General features: G+C 57.4%; 20 protein-coding genes and 3 tRNA genes. 6 read left to right on the top strand and 17 right to left on the bottom strand.

Going from position 1 to position 22,201, the window contains the following annotated elements; genetic code table 11:
• Nucleotides 1–52 precede the first annotated feature (52 nt).
• The 3 genes from ACXAG1_RS01125 to ACXAG1_RS01115 all read right to left on the bottom strand — a co-directional run bounded on the left by ACXAG1_RS01125 (nucleotide 53) and on the right by ACXAG1_RS01115 (nucleotide 528).
• A tRNA-His gene (locus tag ACXAG1_RS01125) sits at nucleotides 53–128 on the bottom strand.
• A 229-nt stretch (nucleotides 129–357) separates the two neighbouring features.
• Nucleotides 358–434, bottom strand: a tRNA-Arg gene (locus ACXAG1_RS01120).
• Between the two features lie 17 nt (nucleotides 435–451).
• Nucleotides 452–528 (bottom strand) — tRNA-Pro (locus ACXAG1_RS01115).
• Nucleotides 529–813: 285 nt separating this feature from the next.
• Here ACXAG1_RS01115 and folD point away from each other — a divergent pair.
• From folD to ACXAG1_RS01100, 3 genes are read left to right on the top strand one after another with little or no spacing between them, the layout of a single operon-like run.
• Nucleotides 814–1,659, top strand: a complete 846-nt coding sequence (folD, locus tag ACXAG1_RS01110; RefSeq protein ID WP_475118667.1) for a bifunctional methylenetetrahydrofolate dehydrogenase/methenyltetrahydrofolate cyclohydrolase FolD — start codon at nucleotides 814–816, stop codon at nucleotides 1,657–1,659.
• A complete protein-coding gene (gene rsuA / locus ACXAG1_RS01105; protein WP_475093237.1) occupies nucleotides 1,652–2,371 on the top strand; it encodes a 16S rRNA pseudouridine(516) synthase RsuA in 720 nt (239 codons plus the stop codon). The genes folD and rsuA overlap by 8 nt, the downstream gene beginning before the upstream one ends.
• A 32-nt stretch (nucleotides 2,372–2,403) precedes the next feature.
• Complete coding sequence (locus ACXAG1_RS01100; RefSeq protein ID WP_475118666.1) at nucleotides 2,404–3,423, top strand: class I SAM-dependent methyltransferase; 1,020 nt, start codon at nucleotides 2,404–2,406, stop codon at nucleotides 3,421–3,423.
• A 43-nt stretch (nucleotides 3,424–3,466) separates the two neighbouring features.
• On the opposite strand, the gene ACXAG1_RS01095 is transcribed toward ACXAG1_RS01100, so the two are convergent.
• The 11 genes from ACXAG1_RS01095 to ACXAG1_RS01045 form a co-directional block, all read right to left on the bottom strand.
• Entirely contained in the window at nucleotides 3,467–3,922 is a 456-nt protein-coding gene (locus ACXAG1_RS01095; RefSeq protein WP_475093239.1) for a hypothetical protein, read from the bottom strand.
• Between the two features lie 88 nt (nucleotides 3,923–4,010).
• Nucleotides 4,011–4,763, bottom strand: a complete 753-nt coding sequence (locus tag ACXAG1_RS01090) for a methyltransferase domain-containing protein (RefSeq protein ID WP_475118665.1) — start codon at nucleotides 4,761–4,763, stop codon at nucleotides 4,011–4,013.
• 17 nt (nucleotides 4,764–4,780) lie between these two features.
• Nucleotides 4,781–5,251, bottom strand: a complete 471-nt coding sequence (locus ACXAG1_RS01085; protein ID WP_475093241.1) for a GAF domain-containing protein — start codon at nucleotides 5,249–5,251, stop codon at nucleotides 4,781–4,783.
• Nucleotides 5,252–5,397: 146 nt separating this feature from the next.
• Entirely contained in the window at nucleotides 5,398–5,847 is a 450-nt protein-coding gene (locus ACXAG1_RS01080; RefSeq protein WP_475093242.1) for a hypothetical protein, read from the bottom strand.
• Nucleotides 5,848–6,208: 361 nt separating this feature from the next.
• Nucleotides 6,209–6,925 carry a hypothetical protein gene (locus tag ACXAG1_RS01075; RefSeq protein WP_475118664.1) on the bottom strand — a complete coding sequence of 239 codons (717 nt, stop codon included), beginning with the start codon at nucleotides 6,923–6,925 and terminating at the stop codon, nucleotides 6,209–6,211.
• Nucleotides 6,922–10,557, bottom strand: coding sequence for an ATP-binding protein (locus tag ACXAG1_RS01070; protein ID WP_475118663.1), 3,636 nt, complete (start codon nucleotides 10,555–10,557; stop codon nucleotides 6,922–6,924). Before ACXAG1_RS01070 ends, ACXAG1_RS01075 begins: the two co-directional genes overlap by 4 nt.
• Before the next feature lie 120 nt (nucleotides 10,558–10,677).
• Nucleotides 10,678–11,391 carry a DUF4194 domain-containing protein gene (locus tag ACXAG1_RS01065; RefSeq protein ID WP_475093245.1) on the bottom strand — a complete coding sequence of 238 codons (714 nt, stop codon included), beginning with the start codon at nucleotides 11,389–11,391 and terminating at the stop codon, nucleotides 10,678–10,680.
• The gene (locus ACXAG1_RS01060) at nucleotides 11,384–12,823 is read right to left on the bottom strand and encodes a Wadjet anti-phage system protein JetA family protein (protein WP_475093246.1); all 1,440 of its coding nucleotides are present in this window, start codon (nucleotides 12,821–12,823) and stop codon (nucleotides 11,384–11,386) included. Before ACXAG1_RS01060 ends, ACXAG1_RS01065 begins: the two co-directional genes overlap by 8 nt.
• Nucleotides 12,824–12,847: 24 nt before the next feature.
• Nucleotides 12,848–13,036, bottom strand: a complete 189-nt coding sequence (locus tag ACXAG1_RS01055) for a DUF3012 domain-containing protein (protein WP_475118662.1) — start codon at nucleotides 13,034–13,036, stop codon at nucleotides 12,848–12,850.
• Nucleotides 13,037–13,185: 149 nt separating this feature from the next.
• Nucleotides 13,186–14,559, bottom strand: a complete 1,374-nt coding sequence (cysS, locus tag ACXAG1_RS01050) for a cysteine--tRNA ligase (protein ID WP_475118661.1) — start codon at nucleotides 14,557–14,559, stop codon at nucleotides 13,186–13,188.
• A 168-nt stretch (nucleotides 14,560–14,727) separates the two neighbouring features.
• Nucleotides 14,728–16,401 carry a glutamine--tRNA ligase/YqeY domain fusion protein gene (locus tag ACXAG1_RS01045; RefSeq protein WP_475118660.1) on the bottom strand — a complete coding sequence of 558 codons (1,674 nt, stop codon included), beginning with the start codon at nucleotides 16,399–16,401 and terminating at the stop codon, nucleotides 14,728–14,730.
• 164 nt (nucleotides 16,402–16,565) lie between these two features.
• On the opposite strand from ACXAG1_RS01045, the gene ACXAG1_RS01040 reads away from it, so the two are divergent.
• Nucleotides 16,566–17,075 (top strand): peptidylprolyl isomerase, encoded by a 510-nt coding sequence (locus tag ACXAG1_RS01040; RefSeq protein ID WP_475093250.1) that lies wholly within the window; start codon nucleotides 16,566–16,568, stop codon nucleotides 17,073–17,075.
• A gap of 54 nt (nucleotides 17,076–17,129) precedes the next feature.
• Nucleotides 17,130–17,858 carry a UDP-2,3-diacylglucosamine diphosphatase gene (locus tag ACXAG1_RS01035; protein WP_475093251.1) on the top strand — a complete coding sequence of 243 codons (729 nt, stop codon included), beginning with the start codon at nucleotides 17,130–17,132 and terminating at the stop codon, nucleotides 17,856–17,858.
• 84 nt (nucleotides 17,859–17,942) lie between these two features.
• Here the strand turns inward: ACXAG1_RS01035 and ACXAG1_RS01030 are convergent, their stop codons facing one another.
• Complete coding sequence (locus ACXAG1_RS01030; protein ID WP_475093252.1) at nucleotides 17,943–19,592, bottom strand: SulP family inorganic anion transporter; 1,650 nt, start codon at nucleotides 19,590–19,592, stop codon at nucleotides 17,943–17,945.
• Between the two features lie 131 nt (nucleotides 19,593–19,723).
• On the bottom strand, nucleotides 19,724–20,398 hold the full coding sequence (locus tag ACXAG1_RS01025) for a carbonic anhydrase (RefSeq protein WP_475093253.1): 675 nt from the start codon (nucleotides 20,396–20,398) through the stop codon (nucleotides 19,724–19,726).
• Between the two features lie 123 nt (nucleotides 20,399–20,521).
• On the opposite strand from ACXAG1_RS01025, the gene ACXAG1_RS01020 reads away from it, so the two are divergent.
• Entirely contained in the window at nucleotides 20,522–21,463 is a 942-nt protein-coding gene (locus tag ACXAG1_RS01020; protein WP_475093254.1) for a hydrogen peroxide-inducible genes activator, read from the top strand.
• A gap of 13 nt (nucleotides 21,464–21,476) precedes the next feature.
• Here the strand turns inward: ACXAG1_RS01020 and ACXAG1_RS01015 are convergent, their stop codons facing one another.
• The gene (locus ACXAG1_RS01015; RefSeq protein ID WP_475118659.1) at nucleotides 21,477–22,100 is read right to left on the bottom strand and encodes a MiaE family protein; all 624 of its coding nucleotides are present in this window, start codon (nucleotides 22,098–22,100) and stop codon (nucleotides 21,477–21,479) included.
• Nucleotides 22,101–22,201 lie beyond the last annotated feature (101 nt).

Raw genomic sequence — 22,201 nt, 5'->3', positions numbered from 1 at the left:
AAACCCTGCACTTGGCAGGGTTTCTAAGACCTTGATTTACAAGGGTTTTATATGGGGTGGCCGACGGGGATCGAACCCGCGACCTCAGGAGCCACAATCCTGTGCTCTACCAACTGAGCTACGGCCACCATTGAGCGGTGTTTAACGTTGCACACTGTGGCTGTACAACGGCGATGTTTCCACCGCACCCCAACCCGGCACAGGGCCCGGCAGGGTAAAAATCGCTGCTTGCAAAGCACCGCTTTGCGGCGATTTTTACGCCCATCAGCACAGCTGATGGGCCGGAATAGTCCTGCGTTTAGAAGCTCGCTGCGGACTATTCCTAGCCTGCCAAGCTCGCAGCCACCATCAAGGATATGGCACGCCCGGCAGGACTCGAACCTGCGACCATCCGCTTAGAAGGCGGATGCTCTATCCAGCTGAGCTACGGGCGCAAGAAAACCCGGTAAATTGGTCGGGGCAGAGGGATTCGAACCCCCGACATCCTGCTCCCAAAGCAGGCGCGCTACCAGACTGCGCTATGCCCCGTTTCTTTCCCGAGGGTGTCCCCCCCGTTCGAGAGCGCGCATATTACTTGCGCCCCCCTAGGGTGTCAACGGCGCTAAGCCATTCTTTTTTAAAGTAGTTTAGCCTTTCGCCAATGTGGTGAACTTATGAGTGACTGAATAGGGAAAATGTTCGCCGCTTGTGCGAAAATGCCGCGCCTAAATTAAGCTGTAGCAGAGCAGTCCTCGACGGCCTGCTCGCTCCTACACCCAATGAGTGCCCTGCCCGCTTGGCACCGGTACTCCCTGTTCAGGTTGAGAAAACTCTATGTCTGCACTGGTTCTGGACGGCAAGGCCCTTGCCCAGAAAACAGAAGAAGAACTGTCTGCCCGCGTGACGGCGATGAAGGAAAAGAGCGGCGGTCAGACGCCTATTCTGGCCACCATCCTGGTGGGCGACGATCCCGCATCCGCCACCTACGTAAAGATGAAGGGCAATGCCTGCCGCCGTATCGGCATGGACTCCCTGCAGGTGGAACTCCCCTCCTCTACCACCACCGAGCAGCTGCTGGCAAAGATTGAAGAGCTGAACGCCAACCCGAACGTACACGGTATCCTGCTGCAGCACCCGGTACCGGAGCAGATCGACGAGCGCGCCTGCTTTGATGCGATCGCCCTGGAGAAGGACGTCGACGGTGTAACCTGCCTCGGTTTCGGCCGTATGGCGATGGGTGAAGAGGCCTACGGCTGCGCGACCCCCAAAGGCATCATGCGCCTGCTGGAAGCCTACAACATCGAACTGCAAGGCAAACACGCCGTTGTTGTCGGCCGCAGCCCCATTCTCGGCAAGCCGATGGCCGCCATGCTGCTGAATGCCAACGCCACCGTGACCATTTGCCACTCCCGCACCCAAAACCTGGCAGACCATATCCGCCAAGCCGACATCGTAGTGGGCGCGGTGGGTCGCCCGGAGTTTATCAAGGCGGAATGGATCAAGGATGGCGCCGTGGTTGTGGACGCTGGCTACCACCCCGGTGGTGTGGGTGATATCGAACTCGGCCCTCTGGCAGAGCGCGCATCTGCCTACACTCCGGTGCCCGGTGGTGTTGGCCCCATGACCATCAACACTCTGATTTACCAATCTGTTGATTCCGGTGAGAAGAAACTTGGCTAAATCCACTTCTTCAACATCCATACGGTTGGACAAAGCCGTCAGCCAGGTCACGGACCTGTCCCGGGCGGATGTAAAGCGGGCCGCACGCCAGGAACGGATTACCGTCAATGGCGTGGCGGTAACCGACCCTTCTGCCAAAATCAGCGATACCGACGAGCTGTGCCTGGACGGGGACGTGCTGAGTGCGGCCGGTCCGCGCTACTTTATGCTGAACAAGCCTCTCGGTTACGTGTGCGCCACCAAAGATGGCGAGCACCCCATCGTGCTGGACCTGCTGGACGAGCCAAACCTGCAGAAGCTGCATATCGCCGGGCGCCTGGATATCGACACTACCGGACTGGTGCTGATTACCGACGATGGCCAGTGGTCGCATCGGATTGCCTCGCCACGCCACCAGTGCGCCAAAACGTATTATGCGCACCTGGCGGAGCCGATTGCCGACGATGCGGTAGAGAAGTTTGAAAAAGGGATCTGGCTCAACAACGAGAAGACCCGCACCAAACCCGCCAAGCTTGAAATCCTTTACCGCAACGAAGTGCGCATCACCATTACCGAAGGCCGCTACCACCAGGTAAAACGCATGTTTGCCGCCCTTGGCAATAAGGTATTGGAGCTACACCGGGAAAGCATCGGTGAGGTCCAGTTGGACGAGATGCTGACGGAAGGGGAATACCGCCCACTGACGCCAGAAGAAGTCGCCAGTATTGGCTGATTCACTCCGATCACTTCCGCCGGAATCTGTTTATGTCTGCCATGCTCTCCCAACTGTTACGCGACAGTGATGCAAACACTCTGTGGATCGCAGATGAAAACGCCAAAGCCCTGCTAACCCAGGGCTTCGCCTTTTCTGGCACGCTGCTCAGTAACCGCTGGGACCTGGTGCAGGCAGCACTACAGTGTGGGATTACCGCCATTTTTTCAGACTTCGAGCTGGCGAAAGCCGGCTCGGATTTCTCGCAGATTATTTATCCCGCCTCCAAGGAAAAGGCGGCGGTGCACCATGTCATCAATTCCGCACCGAGCGTTTTGCGCGAAAACGGCGAGCTGATTCTGCTGGGCAGCAAGAACAGTGGTATCAAAACCTATGCGCAGAAAACCGCACAGTACTTTGGAACGACGAAAAATCTTCTGAAGCACGGCACCGAATACCTGAGCCGAAGCATTCTGCCCGCTGGTGCAACTCCAGGCCCGCAACTGGATGACAGCGATTATCCGTCTCTTCGGAGTTTAATGGAGCTGGACGGCCTCTATTCCAAGCCAGGCCTGTTCGGCTGGAATAAGATCGATGTCGGCAGTGCCCTGCTGGCCACCCACCTGACAGACCACCTGCGCCCAACTCCGTTCACCGCGGTCGACCTTGGCTGTGGCTACGGCTATTTAAGCCAGCAGTTGGCAAAGTTGACTACACATGTGCGCATTCAGGCTACAGACAACAACGCGGCAGCCCTGAACGCCTGCGGCAAAAATTTCTTTGCGCTGCGAATTCCAGGAGAAGTGATTCCCGGCGACGCAGGGTCGGCGATCGACAGCGCTTCCGCAGATCTGATTCTTTGCAACCCGCCATTTCATCAGGGGTTTCAGGTTGAAGGGGATCTAACCGACAGGTTTTTGACTCAAGCAGCCAGAATTCTGCGCCCCGGAGGCGTGGGTCTGTTTGTCGTGAATGAATTTATTCCCGCGGGAAAAAAGGCCGAGCAGCTCTTCCTCAAGGTAGAGTTGCTGGAAAAAACGAAAGGGTTCTGCGTATACCGACTGACACGCTAATTCTTCGCGCGATTATCAAACCATTGCAGTGCAAGCTGCCCACTCAATAGTCACGCAAATTAAACAGATTCACCGACAAGGTGTGCTCCTCCAGGCGCTCTAACTCCAGCAACCTTTCCAGCGCGTGCTTTGCTGAGGGCGTATCTGCAATCAGTAGAAGATCGCGGTACTGATCGGCAAGGTACATCTCGATCTCCATTGCCAACTGGCCAATGGCGTCCACATCCGATATATCAATTTTGCGCAAACGCTGGAGCAATTCCGGCTCACGCCCTTCAGGCGCAAACTGAACCCAAGTATGCAGAGCACCTTCCCCCACATCATCCCGGAAATTTTCCAGGGTATGGGACATCGAGACTTCTCTTCGCTTTAGCTGATCCAGCAACAGGCTCGCGCGCTCATTCGCAGAGAGCAGCTCAAACTCTTCATACTGACGACTCAACTTTAAGTGGAACTCCCTCCCCTCCTGGATCACATCTTCCAAGGTCTTGTACCGCATCAACTGGTCCCGGGAAAATAACTGACTAAAACCAGTATAGACTCAAGGATCATTAACCCGCCAACCTAAATACCGGCTTGGCAGAAAGCTATGGAAGCGGGCGCAGGCGGGAATGCAGTTTACGGCGGACGTTACCGGGATTAATGGCCGCTGGAGCGTGGGACTTTAACTCTTTGCGAATTAGGGGCGCTCGACTAAAGGCGCCAATGCAGTTTTCGTATTCGGGATGTTCCAGGGTCCAGGTGCCGTTTTCTTGGGCCAATCGGGCGCGAATGTCCGGGGCTCGCCAGCCGCTGTTCAGCAGCTCTCGGCGGCTGCCGAAATTGCTGACCACTAACCCTTGGGGCGCGAGAAGGTTCAGCAATTGAGCGCACCATTGTGGGTCAGCGGGAATGGCTCGCTGTGCCTCGCCATCAACGTGACCGAACAGATCGTCGACCACCAAGTCAAAGTGCTCAGCCGAAGAATTCTGAAACTCTGCAACAACCTGCCTGGCATCCCCGCAGATCAGCTCTGCGCCCTTCACACCAAAAAAACGCGTCGCAACATTGAGGTGCACCCGGTCAATATCCACACCCACAACGGATACCGTCCCTGCGAACGTCTGCAACAGCCGGATCAACGCGCCGCCGCCCACGCCAAGCAGCAGGACGCGCTTGAACTGTTCGGGAGGACGAAAGAAAACAGGCAGTAGCAACAGTTCCCACAGGGAACCTTTGAGCGGGTCTTTCGGGTTCCACTGGGAATGGAACACTCCGTTGCTATAGAGCCTTACCGTTGCGCCGTGGGTTCGCACTTCGTAGTGGTCGCCCCCGCGGCGCTGTTGCCAGATTACTGCCATCCCTGAGCCAATTGTCCTTAACCGGCCGGAAGGTCCGAGTGTTCCAGCAATGTTTTTGCGAACAGCTCGATACCCGCAAGATCCTGCTCGGTAAAGCGGGCGATCTGCGGGCTGTCGATATCCAGTACGCCGATGCAGCGTTCGCCATTGTAGAGCGGCACCACGATTTCCGATGCGGAGACCGCATCACAGGCGATATGCCCCGGAAAGGCATGTACATCTTCCACCAACTGGGGCAGCCCCGTCTTCACGGCGGTACCGCAAACACCGGCGCCGACCGCAATGCGAGTACATGCTGGCTTACCTTGGAAAGGACCGAGACACAGCTCGTCGCCATGCAGGAAATAGAACCCAGCCCAGTTGATATCGGGCATTTCCAGCCACAACAGCGCGCTGGCATTGGCCGTATTGGCCAGCCAATCGCGTTCACCGGTCAGTAGGCCGGCCAGTTGACTGGAGAGAGATTGGTAGAAAGTAGTCACCGTCATAGCGCCCTCTAAACATTGGAGTCCGCAAGGTGACTCCAGTACCAGAAAGTCAAAAGCCCGCAGTCAGCGGGCTTTCGGGCGATTGTACGGGTTGGATAGAGCGGAATAAAGTCCGCCGGTTCCGTCATGCAACCAAGTTACTGCTGTTACTGGTAAGGGTCTGTTACCGGCGCTTCAGACTCGGACTGAGTCTCATACGCCTCCGCGTCCACCGTGGGCTTTGCCCACTCGCTATCGTCACTTTCCGCTTGATTCGAGCGGATCGCAGGCCCGGTAGTGGTAACGTCCCCGGCGACCAGAGCGCGCTTGCGCGCATTTGGCCCAGGCTGACTTACTGGTGCGCTGGGTGCTGCGGGCTCATTTTTGAGCACACGGCTGGCAATATTGTTCAGGTTCGGGCGGCGGCGTTCGGACAGCTTGACGGCTTCCAGCTCCGCATTCAGGCGATTGATCTCTGCCTGCATATCACCCAGCTTGGCCTGGAGGTCGGTAATCTGGGACAAAACCCCTTTTACCTTGCGACTTTCCTGCTCATACAACACTGCAGCGCCTCCAAAGGCCACCACGAAGACCAACAAAATCGAAAACTGACGCATTCAAGCCTCCCCTGCTTACGCGTTTCTCATTAAAGTTTCTGGTACCAGTTCTTCGATAAATGGTACCGGAGTTGGGTATATGTTCCGTGAACTCGCGTGTAAAACGCAAGATCAATCAGTGACTAAAGAATCACAACCGTTTTAGACGTAGGATTTGACTACAAGCAAGTGACACCCACCAGGTCGCGCACCGAAACAACTTCTTGGTCAACAAATCTGCCGGTCTCGGCAATGGCTGGCAGTAGAGATGTGTCTGCATAGGCACATCCCGTAGCGACTAAGGCCCTCTGCTTACCTTTACCAGCTTGCTCAGGAGTGTGGCCATTACCCGCCGCAAGTTCTCTTAGCATGGGCGCGTAACCTAACTCTTAGGCAGGTACACATGCAGTAAGAGTGGGCGAGAGGTAATTTTTTCAGAAAGCCTCGGATAAAATTTCTTCACCAACGACTGATGCGCCTCGGATTCCAAAAATTTCGAATCCCCTAAAAAACAGCGTGCAGAGAGGTGCCGCCAACTGGCACCGCCGCCGGCAGATAAAGCCGCCCCTATTGAACCCCAGCAGGACAAAAATTGGGCATAATCCGAATACCCAGGCGGCAATTCCGGACGCTTCCAGGTCAAAATTTCCTCGGTCGCCTCAAAGGAATTCAGGTGTATCTCTAACGCACTTCGCCATTCAGCATCCCGGGGATCTGTCGCCGGCCGTCCCAGCCACCGTCGGACCATGGCTTCCGCAGAATCATTAAAGTACAACTTCGCATTGACCCACTCGGGATCAGAAAGCGCTCTTTTTCTAGCAGTCACTTCAATATTGAAACATTCGAACTTCCGACTCACCCAGCAAAGTTCCCCCCAAAATTCTGACTCAGAAACTGTCGGGTCTCGCAGGACTGCCACCAGACTTCGGGCAGCATTTCCATTGGGGTTATCAGGGTTCAGCACGATTGGTCGCAACGGTGTTTTCACACTCTGCTTGAGTCGACGATCCAATCGATCAACAACGAACCCAAGCAACTTGAGTAATTCGTCGCTGTGCTGCAACCCCGCCAGAGGCGATACTGACCCGAGAGTGTTCACGCGTCTTCCGTCTCAAGCAGATCCAGGAACTCCAGACTTGCCTGTTGCCGGATAGTCCGGCGGTGGTTGGCCCAGAGTTTGGCGATTTTCTCTTGATTGCACACCTTGCGGTCTACGTAAACCCGGGTATTCAGCTCGCCGATGGGTTTGGGGCTCGGGCATTTGCTGAACACGAATTGGTTTGAAATCAGATCCATAAAGGGACCCGACTTGCTACTGGGCATGATGAACAGCAGCTGCAGACCCAGAGTTTCGGTCAGATACCGGATCACCTCGCGGGAGCGGGATTCGTCCATTTTGGAGAAGGCCTCGTCCACCAGCACCATTTTCAGGTGGCTGTTGCCGTCGTTGAAGCGGAACGCGGAAGTGACCGCGGCGGAGCGGATGATATACGCGGGCGTCTCCAGCTGGCCGCCGGAGCCGGTGCCGTACTGGCTGAGCGCGATGGGCTCCTTGCCCTGAGGTTCTTTGTAGATCTCGTAGTTGCGGTAGTTGCGATAGTCGCTGATGCGGTCGAGCTCACGGCGGGCGAGCTGCTCGTCCTCGCTCAGCAACATATTCAGCAGCTTATCCCGCACCTGCTGATGCTTGGGTTCCAGGTCCGCATCGAACAGGCTCTGCTCTTCACCGAGATTGGGCAGCTCGATCACCGCCTTGAAGAAATTCCAGTACTCCTTGAATTCCGGCACCCAGCGGTAGTCGAAGCGGAAGCGCTCGCGGTCTGCACCAAAGCGGTGGTGCTCCAGCTCGCCGTTCAAGTCATCCAGCACCCGCCTACCGTCATTGATCGACTGGTAAATCGCATGGCATAGGTGGGTGACAAAGGTGGTGTTGAAGGACTTCTTCAGGCCCTGCAATTGCTCGTGACGATCCACCAGCAGATTGTTTTTCAGGCGGTTGCGCAGCGCATTCAACTGCTCCACCAGCTGGCATACCAGCTTGAACTGCGCCTCATTGTGGCCACCGGCGAAATCCGGATCGAAAGAAAGCGTGTCGCCGGTGCTACAACTGCTGTTGTAGTCCATCACCGCCTTTAGCAAATGGTGGCTGTACTTTTGCAGTAGCCCGCGCCATTCGGCCACATCCTGGGAGAAATCAAAGCCGTCATCCGCTTGTGCAGCCTGCTGGTCTGCCTGCTGCAGCACGGACTCCACATCGAAATCCGGGGTGATCTGTGCAATACGCTGCACCGCTGCTTCACTGTCCGTCAGCGCATCGTCGAGCTGATCCAGTTGCGTGGACAGCGCTTGTAGCTGCTTGGCGATACTGTCGAGATTGCTCTCCAGTTTGCCGGCGAGCTTTTGCAGCCCGGCACCTTGCTGGCGCTCGCTTTCGAGTTTTTCATGCAGGGCATTGGCCTGCTGCTCCAGCTCCAGGCCGTCGTCCAGGTCCAGGTTTGCCAGTGCCTGCTCGGCATTGCGCCCCTGCCGCTGGGCGTCCAGCGCGGCATCCACCGCATCCAGGAGTTTGAGCGGGGTCAGGCTGCGCACGGCCTGTGCGAGGTTACGCAGCTGTTGTTGCTGCTCGTGTATCTGCCCGGCTTCTTTTAGTAGTTGTTGCAGCGCGCGCTCCTGCGCAGCCAGCGCCCGCGCGCGTGCGCCCTGTCCGAACACCAGCTCGCTGTCGTCGATATCGCAGCGCCACATGCTGTAATTGCCACTGGCCAGTCCTTCCGGGGTCAAGCCGCGCCGCGTGCCGCGCAGCTCCTGTGCGTCACGCACTTGCAACACGGTGCCGTAGGATGCCCGCAGATAGTATTCCGCGGTCTTGTGATTGAAGGTCATCAAGTCGACGATCGAATTTTTCGGCGCGTCCATGCGCTCTGCATCGCACCGAGCCTTGTCGCCCTGAATCACCCGCGCGCGGTTGCTGCGGCCGGGTATGGCGCGCACCACGGCGATGGCCTCGGCCTCGTAATCTGGATCGACGATGATCGAGAAACGCGCCCCACCCAAATAGCCCTCCACCGCCATCTGCCAGCGCTCGTCGAGCACTTCCACAAAATCACACAACACCTGCGGCTCCGCCTGCGGGCACTGCTCACGAATGGCCGCCAGCGCCTGATCGACATATTGCGGGTAGCGCACGCGATTGGATTGCAAATGCTGAATGCGGGATTCCTGGGTGTGCAGCTGTTTCTGCAACTGCTGCACCTTGAGCTCGCCGCGAGATACGAGATCATTAACCTGATCGCGCAGGGTAATCTCGCCGGCCTCGGCCTCAGTCATCTGGCGCACCAGGCGGCTTTGCACAGCTTCGGCGTTGGCCACTTGATCGCGCAACGACTCCTGAGCAGCAAGGTCAATCCAGTCCTTGGCGAGCAGCCCATCCAATTGCGGCAGCGCATCGCTACGACCGACCGCTTTCAGTGACTTCACCAGCCCGCCATCGCCAAAAGCCGGTATCTCCAGTGACACCGAGGTCGTGCTGAGCAAGGACAACAGTTCACCCGCCGCCGCCTGATTGGATGCGAACACCTGCTGCCGGCTGGCAAGTGGTGCCGCTAGCGAAGACAAGGTGCGGTTGGCCTCGGCGATTTTACGGTCCAGCTCGTCTTTGGCGCGCAGCGCCGATATGCCTTGGCGCTGCGCTTGCACTGCCACCCACTGCTCGTTCAGGTGACGTGCGCGGTTCTCGGACTGCTGAATTTCCTGCCCAGTGCGCTCGAGCTCAACCCGGGTTTCCTTCTGTCGATTTTTACCTTCCACGTAGGTTTTCTGCACACGCAGTTGCTGGTGCTTGGCCTGCAGATATTCCTGCACGCGCAGTTGCAGCCACTGCTCGGTGTAGAGCTCCGCGGACTCAGCAATGCGTTGCAGGGCATCGACGCGATCGACAATCTCCCGCGCTTCCAGCTCCATGCCGTGGATGGTTTTCATCAGCTCGGAAACCGAGCGGATGGCTTCGCCAAGGTCGCGTTTTTCCAGCACTTCCTGGGCGACGAAATCGTTGATGCTCTTTACCGGCTTGTAGGCCATAAAGTTGGCAAAGGTACGTGCTGCATGAGTGGCTTCGCGATCCGGCACTGCGTCTTTGCGGCCGCGCAGCGCGCCGTAGAGTCGACGGAGGTACGCTTTTTTCTTGTCGTACTCCTCTACCCGCTCGAACTGTTTACTGACAACACCGTAAAACTTGTCCAGCGGCAACAGGTGTTTGCCGTCTTTGTATTCCTTGATGAAATCATTCATCGCCAGCTGTTCACCTGGGATAACAAAAAACTTCAGACTGTCCTGGCGCGCCTGGCTCGGCTTGGTACTGGTATCCAGATGCGCGCGAATGCCCATAATGGCGGTAAAGGGCTCGCCATCTTCGCCATCGGTCGGATAGAAGTTACCGACAATATAGCAATCAGTAGGCTTGAGACGCGCGTAACTGCCGTCGTCACAACCGAGCACATAGGACGCAAGTGTGCGTACCTGCTTGCCACCACGACCGCGCTGGGTGGTCTCGTCCTGTCCCGGGTTGAAGGTAAACAGAGTATCGTGGGCGGCGGTCATCAGTGTCTGAATGGCATCGGCGGCGGTGGTTTTACCGGAACCATTGCCACCGGAAAACAGATTGATCGGGCCAAAGTCATATTCCAGCTGGGGGATATTGCCCCAGTTGATCAGCATGAGTTTTTTCAGAAACATACGTTTCGTGTGCTCGGTTTAATTATTTCTCATTGGCGGATGCACTTTCGTCATGCCGGACTTGATCCGGCATCCAGTACTACGTAGCTCTGGATTCCGGCCTTCGCCGGAATGACGGTTCTACTCTTCCACTGCAAACAAGCTGTGATCTTCGCTCACAGGCGTAATCCGCTCTATTTTTGCCGATTCTGCCGGCACTTCACTTTTCGAACTGCTCTCAAGCAATTGAGCCAATGCAGCCTCACTCACAAACTGGGCAATGGTCGGGCGCACCCGCAATAGGAACTCGGCCGCAGACTCGCTGTCATCCCCATTGAACTGAATCAGGCGCAGCTGCCGCAGTTTTTTCAGCAGTAGCTTGCGCTCGGCCAGTTTGTCCGGCAGGGACATCTTCAGCAGGTTGCGTAACCCCAGCTCCAGCGCTTCTAGCGTAAGTGCAACACAGCCGTGGTCGTCCACCTGCCCTTCGCGCAGCGACTTGTCGTATTCCACTCGCAGCACCAGAATCGCTGCGACTTCCTGCTGCGACAGTCGCGCGCGGAAGCCACCGTGATGCGGCTCTTCCTGATCGGGCATTCCCGGCACTTCCGAGCCCGGCGGGTACACGCGGATAAACTGAAAGCGACTGTCATGCTGCAGCCGCAGCCCCAGTGGCGCTATCCACTCGCGGACGATCTGCTCGCAGCGTTGAAAACGGTCATAGAGCACCGTTTCGATATTACTTTCATCTCGGCAAATGACGCCGTAGTCCAGTAACCGCACCAACAGCTCGGAAAATTCGCTGCGTGTGAGTTTGGATTGGGCCAAAGCCTCTTCCAGTGCCTGTTCAATCACGTTTGTTCAACTCGGTTTTCAATTCAAGCGTGTATTCATCAAATTGCTGGAAGTAATCATTACTCGCTACGTCGCCGGTAAAGTGCACTTCCATAAACGGACCACTGCCGTCCTGCGATACTGCTGCGGCCTCCAGCGCATGACTCATGGCCAGCAGATCCCGCGCATTCCTCAACGGCAGGTCGCGGCTGTTCACCCGCTGGCCGCTGCCCAAGGTACTGGAAAGATAGCTTCGCAAGTCACTACTGTTGAAATTGAATGCCTGATCCAGCAACTGCTGCAGCAGTATGTCGCGCTGGCTTTCGTCGCTGATGGGCGCTTCGTCTTCCACCAGCGTGTTGACCGGCTGCCGGCGACTGCGCTGCCACAGCTGCGTCTGTTTGGGGTCATATAGCCGCAGTTGGAAAGCGGACAGGTCGCTACCCAGTTTGCCGAGCAATTCGTCGCGATCGCTGTTTGCACCAAGCTCCTGGCACAGATCGGTAAAGGCCCCTTCGGTGGTACTTTGCAGGTAGCTCAGCTGGCGGATGATGATTTCCGCACGCTTGGTAAACCCCTGCAGGGCCTGGCGCAATGCCGGAAGCTTCACTTCACAGGCTCGGCGCATGCGGTCTTCGATGGTGTCCAGCATTAGCCACAGCACAGACTGCCCTTCCGCGTGCAGTTCCGGCAACTGTTGGCGCAGGCGTTGCTCCCACTCGGCTTTCTTGCTGTTGTCCTTGCGGCGAATCTGGCCGATGACTCGGCTGATACTGTCGCGATGCTTTTCCACGCTATCCGCGGAAAGGCGGATCGCCAGGTCCGGCTGGAAGCGACTCTCCATAAAGGAGAAGAATTCGTCGGTGGCCTGCTGCACAAGAATCTGCGCTTCCACCTCGCGTACCATCTCCCGCTTGCGCTCCTCCAGCTCCGCAATCATATCGGTGAAGTCGGCGACGATACGCTCGGAATATTCCCAAGCGTCAATCAGGTCGTACACCTCACCGCGGTTGGCAAAGGCATCCAGGGAGTTAAGCGTGTTGCGGGTATTGCGGTGGCGGGTGCGCACGCGGGTGCTGTTGAGCTCCACCAGCGGCTGGGTAAACAGCCGACCGCGCCGGCTGAAGGGATAAGAGACGGTGAGCGTGGCGGTGTCCACCAGCTTCTCCAGCCAGCCAAACTCCACCAGACTGTTCAGCACCCAGACGGACTGCTCGCGCAAACCGCGAAAGCGCCCTTCCGGCTCCGCACTGCCGTCACTGTCCAGCTGCGGGGCTCGGGTCAGGGCCTCGGAAAAGATTTCCAGAATCTGTTCGCGGGTGAGCGACTCGCCGTAGTCCGCCTTGGCGGTGTAGAGGCGCTCGTATAACAGGCGCAGGCATTCGACCACCTGCTCGCGGTATTTACCGGTGAGCGGGCGGAAGAAGTGCTGATAGGAATCTGCGAAAAACAACGGGCAGGCTTCCGAGTGGACGACTTATTGGTCTTCAGGCTTTTGATTTAGCACGCAGTATTTGGTGTAGTCACCGGCGTCTTTGAAGCTCCAGTCGCCTTTGGGGGTTTCATCCATTTTCTTGCACCAGGCGTCGGAGCCGCGTTTTGGTTCGCAGGCACTGAGCAGGAAGGCGGCGGAGAGGATACATGCAACTGTGAAGATCTTTTTCATGGTCGTTTTCTCTAATTTTTTATCTTCTCTTTCGTCATTCCGGCGACTCGCAAGAGCAGCGAAGCTCACGCCGGAATCCAGGCTACGGAGCATCGAACTGGATACCGGCATACGCCGGTATGACGGTTTAAGTAGCGCTTATCCGAACATTACTCCCGACGCCACTTGGTGCCTTCGCGGCTGTCTTCCAGCACCACACCTTTAGCCTTGAGTTCCTCACGGATTTCATCCGCACGGGCAAAGTTTTTGTCTTTCTTGCTCTGCTGACGCTCGGCGATCAGGGCTTCGATTTCGTCTTCACTGATCTCGTCGCCACCGCGGGATTGCTTGAACCAAGCTTCTGCATCCAACTGCAGAATTCCCAGCATCTCGCCTGCGGCCAGCAACTGCCCCTTGAGTGCCGGCTTATCGGCATCGGCGGCCTTGTTCAGTTCGCGCGCCAGCTGATGCAGCTCGCTGATCGCGATTGGCGTATTCAGATCGTCGTGGAGAGCTTCGATAAATGCGGAGCCTTCCAGATTCGCTTCAGCCGCTTCAACGGATTGGGTTTCACGCAGTGCACCGTACAAACCATCGAGGGTACGCCAAGCCTGATCCAACAAATCCGCGCTGAAGTTCAGCTCCGAGCGGTAGTGAGCAGACAGCAATGCGAAGCGCAATACCTCACCGGGGTACTGTTGCAGCAGGTCGTTAACCATGCGGAAGTTGCCCAGGGATTTGGACATCTTCTCGCCGTCGATATTGACGTAGCCGTTGTGCATCCAGTAACGCACAAAGTCTTTGCCGTTGGCACAGCAGCTCTGGGCGCGCTCATTCTCGTGGTGCGGGAAGGTGAGATCGCGGCCGCCGCCGTGGATATCAATGGTATCCCCAAGGTGTTTCTTGATCATCGCCGAACATTCCAGGTGCCAACCCGGACGGCCGTAACCCCAGGGGCTGTCCCAACCGGGCTCACCTTCGGAAGACGGCTTCCACAGCACGAAATCACCGGCGTATTTTTTATACGGCGCAACTTCCACACGGGCACCGGCGAGCATATCGTCCAGGGAGCGCTTGGAGAGTTTGCCGTAATCCTCCATGGATTCCACCGCGAAAAGCACGTGCCCTTCCGCGGCGTATGCGTGCCCTTTGTCTACCAGCGCCTCGATCATGGCGATCATTTCTGGCAGGTGCTCGGTGGCGTAGGGCGTGACATCCGGCTGCAGGGTGTTCAGCGCCTGCATATCCTCGAAATAGGCTTGGGCGAAGCGCGCGCTCAACACGCCAATTTCTTCACCGTTGTCCCGCGCGGCCTTCATGATCTTGTCGTCGATGTCGGTAATGTTGCGCGCGTACACCACATCGCTGTAGAGGCTTTTCAGTACGCGATAAAGGGTATCGAACACCACCGCCGGACGCGCGTTGCCGATGTGCACACGGTTGTACACGGTCGGACCGCACACGTACATACGCACGCGGTCTTCCAGGATGGGCTTGAAGATTTCCTTTTCACCGGAGAAGGTGTTGTAAACCTTGAGAGACATCTCTTCTCACTGTTTCTGATTATGTGACTTTGTAGTAACTAGTGGTGGATGCGCTTCGCTTATCCACCCTACTGGCTCGGTGCCAACGCTCTGGATACCGGCTTTCGCCGGCATGACGAACTTTGAATACCGTCATTCCGGCGCATGCCGGAATCCAGCGACCGGAGCCTATTTGTTTTGCTCTTTGGCCCAGCTATCCCGCAAGCCAATGGTGCGGTTGAACACGGGCTTTTCCGGGGTACCGTACTTGCTGTCGCGACAGAAGTAGCCGTTGCGCTCGAACTGGTAACCCTTATCCGGCTGGGCTTCGGCGAGGCCGATTTCGGCTTTACAGCCGGTCAGCACCTGCAGGTTGTCCGGGTTGACGGACTCCAGGAAGTTTTTGTCGCCCACGTCCGGGGATTCCTCATTGAACAGACGGTCGTAGAGGCGTACCTCGCAATCCACGTTGTTGTCCGCAGACACCCAGTGGATCACGCCTTTCGGCTTGACGCCGTCGGCGGGATCTTTACCCAGGGTATCCAGGTCCACGGAACAAAGGACTTCCACAATCTCACCGGCATCGTTCTTGACGACTTCGTCCGCCTGGATCACGTAGGCGTTGCGCAGGCGCACTTTTTTGCCCAGTACCAGACGCTTGTACTTCTTATTGGCTTCCTCGCGGAAGTCTTCCTGTTCGATATATACGGTCTTGGTGAACGGCAGCTCTCGTGCCGGCAGATCTTCGCGCACCGGGTGGCCCGGGGCGCTCAGCATTTCCTGCTGCCCTTCGGGGTAATTGGTGAGGGTCACCTTGAGAGGCTTCATCACGCACATGGCGCGCGGCGCATTCTTGTCCAGGTCGTCGCGGATCGCGTATTCCAGCATACCCACGTCCACGGTGGAGTCGGAACGGGTCACCCCAATCATTTCACAGAACTGACGGATGGAAGCCGGAGTCACACCGCGGCGGCGCAGGCCGGAAATGGTGGGCATACGCGGGTCGTCCCAGCCGTCCACAAAGCCCTCATCCACCAGCTGCTTGAGTTTGCGCTTGGACACCACGGTGTAGTTCAGGTGCAGGCGGGCAAACTCGTACTGACGCGGGCGCGCCGGCACCGGCAGGTTTTCGATAAACCAGTCGTACAGCGGCTTGTGGTCTTCAAACTCCAGGGTACAGATGGAGTGGCTGATCCCTTCGATGGCATCGGACTGGCCGTGGGCGAAGTCGTAGCTCGGATACACGCACCATTTATCACCGGTCTGGTGGTGTGCAATTTTTTTGATGCGGTAGATGATCGGGTCGCGCAGGTTGATGTTCGGCGCCGCCATATCGATTTTGGCGCGCAGGCTGCAGCTACCCTCATCGAATTCGCCCGCGGCCATGCGCGCAAACAGGTCCAGATTCTCCTCCACGGTGCGATCGCGGAAGGGGCTGTTCTTACCCGGCGCTTTCAGGGTGCCGCGGTACTCCCGCGCCTGCTCAGCATTGAGGTCACAGACGTAGGCCTTGCCCTGCTCGATCAGGTAGATGGCCCACTGGTGCAACTGGTCGAAGTAGTCCGAGGTGTAGCGCACATCCCCTGCCCAATCGAATCCCAGCCAGGAAACGTCGCGCTTGATCGCGTCTACGTATTCCTCTTCTTCTTTGGCCGGGTTGGTGTCATCAAAGCGCAGGTTGCATTCGCCACCGAACTCTTTCGCCAGGCCAAAATTCAAACAGATAGATTTGGCGTGGCCGATATGCAGGTAACCGTTGGGTTCCGGCGGGAAACGGGTGGTCAATTGCTCGACGCGGCCCTCGGCCAGGTCTTCGCGAATGATGTTCTGGAGGAAGTGAGCGGGCTTGCTCTCGGATGTCATGGCTTTCTCTAAATCAACTACTCGAAGTAAGCGGCGGATTATAACGCAGATGGCTGCCGCCGCATGGGGTTTTCACTGCTTGTATGCCGCCAGCCTGCGCGGCTTGCGTCGGTCTGTGAACAGAGTATCATGCCGCCCCAAACCGACCCCGGACAGGACATTTTATGATCACTCTGCACACCACTTACGGCGATATCGCCATCGAACTGGATTTTGACAAGGCACCGAAGACCGCCGCGAACTTCCTGCAGTACTGCCGCGACGATTTCTACACCGGCACCATCTTCCACCGGGTGATCAACAATTTCATGATCCAGGGCGGCGGCATGACCCCAAACATGGACCAGAAGCCGACTCGCGACGCCATCGAAAACGAAGCAGACAACGGCCTGAAGAACGACACCGGCACTCTGGCCATGGCGCGCACCATGGACCCGCACTCCGCCACCGCTCAATTCTTCATCAACGTGAAGGACAACGACTTCCTGAACTTCCGCGCCAAAGACGCGCAGGGCTGGGGTTACTGCGTATTCGGTAAAGTGGTTGACGGTATGGACGTGGTCAACAAGATTAAGGACGTCGCTACCGGCAGCAACGGCTTCCACCAGGACGTGCCTACCGAGACCATCGAAATCAATGGTGTGACCGTATCCGACGCCTACGCTGACAAGTAAGCGAATCTCACACAACAACCTCTCACACCCATCTCAACCGGGCGGAGCAGACCAGTGGCAACCTACCTGATTTCAGACCTGCACCTGGATGAATCCCGCCCGGATATCACCCGGGCTTTTTTTGACTTTCTGAAAGGGCCCGCGGCGGGCGCGGAAGCGCTCTACATCCTCGGCGACTTTTTCGAAGTATGGATCGGGGATGACGACGATGCTCCCCTGATCGAAGAAGTTGCGCGCCAACTCAACGCCTATTCCGCATCCGGCCCGGCACTTTACCTGATGCACGGTAACCGGGACTTCCTCATAGGCGATGACTTTGCCCAACGCTGCGGCGCCACCCTGCTCCCGGACCCAAGCCTGGTGGAACTGGCGGGCCAGCCGGTACTGCTGATGCACGGTGACAGCCTGTGCACCCGCGACCAGGAATATATGGCGTTCCGCCAGCAGGCCCGCAACCCGCTGTGGCAACAGGGGCTGCTGGCCAAACCCCTGGAAGAGCGCCGCCAGATCGCCGCTCAGATCCGCGCCACCTCCAAATCCATGAACAGCCTGAAGGCGGAAGACATCATGGACGTGACCCCGGAGGAAGTGGTGAATGAGATGGAAGCCCACCACACCCAGACACTGATCCACGGACACACACACCGGCCCGACCGCCATTCACTGGCTGCCAATGGAAAGCCGGCTGAACGCATTGTGCTGGGTGACTGGGGAGAGTTGGCGTGGTGCATCAAGGCGGATGAAAGCGGCCTGTCATTGCAACACTGGCCTATCCAGCCCTGATTTACTCGCTTGAGCAAACAGACAAATAAAAACGGGGCACTGAATGTGCCCCGTTTTCGTTATACGCGAAGTCAGCCCGACCAATCAGGCCGCGCCTCCACTGGGCAGGCCTTTGTGAACATCCGCATCGGCTTCGGCGGTCGATTCGATCGACGCTTCCGCCGCTTTCAATGCTTCGCTCAGGGTCTCATAAGTACCCGAGGCAGGAATCCGGCCATTCAGGCCTTTCAATACCTTATGCACCTCTTCATTCATGCCCGCCAGATAGAGCTGCTTGCCGCCGCTCTTGGCATCCGCTGCGATCGTCTCAACCGCAAGCGCGGCAGACAGATCGAGGAACGGCACCGACGAGAAGTTCAGAATTAACACGCGAGACGCGTTGCTGCTCTGTTCACGCACGTGGTGACCCAGATCCGCTGCCGCACCAAAGCTGAGCGGACCGCTGAACTCAAACAGGGCAATGCGATCGCGGTTCCGCTGCAGAATGGCCTTGTCGTCCTCGCTGTCCAGGTGCTCCGGCAGATTGCGCAGACGCTCGATCTGCAGGCTCGCTACCTGCTTCACGTAGGCCAGCGCAGCCAGTACAACACCTGCAGCAACGGCGGTGATCAGGTCAACAAACACGGTCATGCTCAGCACAAGCACCATCAACAGCAGGTCCCAACGGGGGCCCTGGTGCGCGCGCTTGAGGTATTTCCAGTCGATGATATCCAGGCCGACTTTCACCAGGATACCGGCCAGCACTGCCTGAGGAATATTCTCCGCCAGCGGACCGAGACCCAGCGCCACCGCCAGCAATACCAGGGCATGGGTCATGCCAGAGATACGGGTCTGACCGCCGGAGCGGATATTCACCACGGTACGCATGGTCGCACCCGCACCGGCGATACCGCCGATAAGGCCCGCGGCCGTGTTACCGATACCCTGGCCAATCAGCTCTTTGTTGCTGTGATGCCGGGTGCGGGACATATTATCTGCCACCAGCGAGGTCAGCAGGCTGTCCAGAGAACCGAGGATCGCAAGAATGACCGCAGCCTCCACCACCAGCATCATGTTTTCGCCGCCCAGCACCGGCATATGCAACTCTGGCAGACCGGTGGGAATGCTGCCAAGAATCGGCACATCCAGCATGAAATAGGCAACGACCGTACCCAGAATCAAGGCGGCCAGCGGGCCCGGAAGATAGCGTCCCCACTTACCGGGCCACAGGTAGACCATCGCCAGGGTTGCCAGACCGAGCACCAGATTCGCCGGATGAGTCGAAGACAGTGCTTCCGGCACGTTGCCCAGTGAACCCAGCACGCCACTGGGGGACGCGTGCCCCAGCAGTGGGTTCAATTGAAGAATAATGATGATGACACCGATGCCGGTCATAAAGCCGGAAATCACCGGATAAGGGACCAGGCGAATATAGTGCCCGATACCGAGCACCCCGAAGGCGATTTGCAGTACGCCAGCGAGTATCACGGCGGTAAAGATAAGCGCGGCGTCGCCAGAAAGGCTGGCAAACAGCCCCGCGAGCACCACCACCATCGGCCCTGTGGGGCCAGAAATCTGAGGACCAGTGCCGCCAAACAGGGCGGCGAAGAAACCAACGGCAATGGCACCGTACATGCCCGCCATGGGACCAAGCCCGGAAGCGACGCCCAACGCGAGTGCCAGAGGGAGCGCAACCACACCCGCGGTAATACCACCGGTAACATCACCACGCAGGTTAGATAAATCGAACTTCATTACTACTGAACCCCTATTACTTCACTATCTTCCTTGCTGCGGGGCCATTGACTGGCCCCGAACTACTCCCATGAGCGCAAAGCGGCCACGCAACCGCCCCGCACTTTTGAGACATCGACCCAAAGTCGCGATCAGCTGCCGCAGGTATCTTTGGCAACGGAATCTGCCAGCTCACCAAAGGTTGCGCGATACTGCTCGTCCATCGGCTTGAACTCGCGCGTGGACTCGTCGAAGCACAGCACCTCACCGCTACCGATGTTGTACACCCAGCCATGCAGGGTCACACGACCATTGGCCAAGCCACTGGCCACCGCCGGGTGGGTACGCAGGTGCTGCAATTGCTGGACCACATTTTCACAAGTCACTTCGTCGAGGTGCGCCTTACTCAGCTCACCGTGGCGATCCCGCACCACATCGGTGGCGGAGCGGCAGTGTCCAAGCCACTCCTTGACGTGGGGCAGCGAATCCAGGTTTTCCGGTTCGATAGCACCCTTCATGGCACCGCAATCTGTGTGACCACAGATCACAATGTGAGAAACACCCAGGGCGGCAACCGCAAACTCAATCGAGGCGGTCATACCACCGGAATGATTGCTGTGCGGCGGCACCACGTTGCCGGCATTGCGGCAGATAAACAGCTCACCCGGCTCGGTCTGAGTAACCAGGTTTGGGTCGATACGGGAGTCCGCACAGGTGATAAACAAAACTTCAGGATTTTGACCGTCGGCCAGCTTCGAAAAACGCGCTTTTTTGGTGGGGTAGACTTCTTTCTGAAACTTCGCCACGCCGGAAATTACGTGCTCCATGAATACTCCTTGCAATCAAACTGGAACGGACACTCGATTAAGAATCCATTATTTTTTGATAGCTCAATAAGTTAAAATACTATTTGCTGATAACGATTAATTATCAATGTACACCTAGCCGCCATGCCGAAAACATCCCCGCCACCCAGCTTCAAGCAACTCGAATATTTTGTGACTATTGCGTCACAATCCAGTTTTCGGCGCGCAGCCGAAGAGCTCAGAGTGAGCCAGCCCGCCCTCACCACCCAGATTCAGGCACTGGAAAGCAACCTCGGTATTCCACTGTTCGAGCGCAATCGATCAGGCACCCTCCTGACCCCTGAAGGCCGCGAACTGCTCGCACATGCAAAGCAGCTTATCCTCGGTGTTCGTGAATTTTCGCAGCATGCAAGCCTGATATCACAGGGACACCAGAGCACTTACAAGCTCGGCGTCCCTCCGACACTCGGCCCGTATCTGCTACCGAACGTGTTGCCCGCCCTCCACCACAAGCACCACAAGTTGAAACTGTATGTACGCGAGGCACCGCCGAACCGCCTAATCCAATCACTCACCGAAGGACTCTACGACATCGCGATCGTCCCTCTTCCGGTGAAGCGAGACGACATTTCCATCGAACCCCTGTTCACTGAGCCATTGAAGTTTGTCGTGCCCGCGGATCATCGCCTGGCGGGCAAAGCCAAAGTGATGCCTTCACAACTCAAGGGGGAGAAAGTGCTGACGCTCGAGGGACAGCACCACTTTCACCACCAGGTACAGGAGATTTGTGAGGGGCTGGGCGCCCAGTTACAACGGGATTACGAAGGCACCAGCCTGGACACATTGCGCCAGATGGTGGTGATGGGATTGGGGGTCGCATTTCTTCCGGGACTCTACGTCCACTCTGAAATGCACAACCCGGAAGCGCTACATGTGAGCGAATTGCGCGCAAAACCGATACGCCGACAACACGGCCTGGTATGGCGCGCCAGCGCGCCGGCTCGTCGCTTTTATCGAGAGCTGGCCAGTGATTTGCGCACCATCGTGGCGGAGCGCCTGGGGGATGTCGTAGAAGTGTACAAGTGATCGCGAAACCGGCTCAGGCCAGACCAGGCACACCGCTATGGAAGCGGAAATCTTCATCTACCGCCTCGACCAACTCCCGCTCCACTTCGAGTAACGCTTGTATTCGAGGCTGAATATCCTCCTCCGTCGCCTTCTGGGCCAGAGTCAGGTAATCGCGAAAATGCCGCGCCTCAGACTTGAGCAGCGACAAGTAGAACTTTTGCAGCTCGTCATCCAGATGAGGCGCTATGCGCGCAAACCGCTCGCAGGATCGCGCCTCGATAATCGCACCGCAAATTAGAGTATCCACCAGGCGCCCGGGCTCCTGCTTGCGCACCTGATCGCGCAGGCCCGCCGCATAGCGCGATGCGGTTACGTGCGGGTAGCGAATCCCGCGCGCCTTCATGATTGCGATCACCTGTTCGAAGTGGCGCAACTCCTCCCGCGCCAGGCGCGACATCTTGTTCAGCAACTCGAAGTTATCGAGATAGCGAAACATAAGATTCAGCGCGGTACCTGCGGCTTTCTTCTCGCAGTTGGCGTGATCCACCAGCATCATCTCCGGCTCCTTCAGCGCCGCCTGCACCCAGGCATCGGGGGTGTCGCACAGTAAAAAGGCGTGGATGGCGGAAAGATCGGGGACCGGGGCACTGCTCATAACGGGACTCATTGCAAAATCATCAAGCGGACTTGGCAAGCCTCAGGACCTGCCGGCGCGGCGCATTATAACGCCCCTCCCCCGCTTTTGTTGACCGGCGC

The sequence above is a fragment of the Microbulbifer sp. ABE4_465 genome (genome assembly GCF_056160765.1).
Note: the sequence above shows the minus strand (reverse complement) of the source record. Positions and strands in the feature narration are given on the sequence as shown.

Excerpts from the sequence above, each read along its gene's own strand:
- ACXAG1_RS01080 (WP_475093242.1), bottom strand. The coding sequence starts at position 5,847 with ATGCGTCAGTTTTCGATTTTGTTGGTCTTCGTGGTGGCCTTTGGAGGC.
- folD (WP_475118667.1), top strand. The coding sequence starts at position 814 with ATGTCTGCACTGGTTCTGGACGGCAAGGCCCTTGCCCAGAAAACAGAA.
- ACXAG1_RS01090 (WP_475118665.1), bottom strand. The coding sequence starts at position 4,763 with ATGGCAGTAATCTGGCAACAGCGCCGCGGGGGCGACCACTACGAAGTG.
- ACXAG1_RS01025 (WP_475093253.1), bottom strand. The coding sequence starts at position 20,398 with ATGGAGCACGTAATTTCCGGCGTGGCGAAGTTTCAGAAAGAAGTCTAC.
- ACXAG1_RS01045 (WP_475118660.1), bottom strand. The coding sequence starts at position 16,401 with ATGACATCCGAGAGCAAGCCCGCTCACTTCCTCCAGAACATCATTCGC.
- ACXAG1_RS01085 (WP_475093241.1), bottom strand. The coding sequence starts at position 5,251 with ATGACGGTGACTACTTTCTACCAATCTCTCTCCAGTCAACTGGCCGGC.
- ACXAG1_RS01030 (WP_475093252.1), bottom strand. The coding sequence starts at position 19,592 with ATGAAGTTCGATTTATCTAACCTGCGTGGTGATGTTACCGGTGGTATT.
- ACXAG1_RS01020 (WP_475093254.1), top strand. The coding sequence starts at position 20,522 with ATGCCGAAAACATCCCCGCCACCCAGCTTCAAGCAACTCGAATATTTT.
- ACXAG1_RS01015 (WP_475118659.1), bottom strand. The coding sequence starts at position 22,100 with ATGAGCAGTGCCCCGGTCCCCGATCTTTCCGCCATCCACGCCTTTTTA.
- ACXAG1_RS01095 (WP_475093239.1), bottom strand. The coding sequence starts at position 3,922 with ATGCGGTACAAGACCTTGGAAGATGTGATCCAGGAGGGGAGGGAGTTC.
- ACXAG1_RS01040 (WP_475093250.1), top strand. The coding sequence starts at position 16,566 with ATGATCACTCTGCACACCACTTACGGCGATATCGCCATCGAACTGGAT.
- cysS (WP_475118661.1), bottom strand. The coding sequence starts at position 14,559 with ATGTCTCTCAAGGTTTACAACACCTTCTCCGGTGAAAAGGAAATCTTC.
- ACXAG1_RS01070 (WP_475118663.1), bottom strand. The coding sequence starts at position 10,557 with ATGTTTCTGAAAAAACTCATGCTGATCAACTGGGGCAATATCCCCCAG.
- ACXAG1_RS01100 (WP_475118666.1), top strand. The coding sequence starts at position 2,404 with ATGTCTGCCATGCTCTCCCAACTGTTACGCGACAGTGATGCAAACACT.
- ACXAG1_RS01055 (WP_475118662.1), bottom strand. The coding sequence starts at position 13,036 with ATGAAAAAGATCTTCACAGTTGCATGTATCCTCTCCGCCGCCTTCCTG.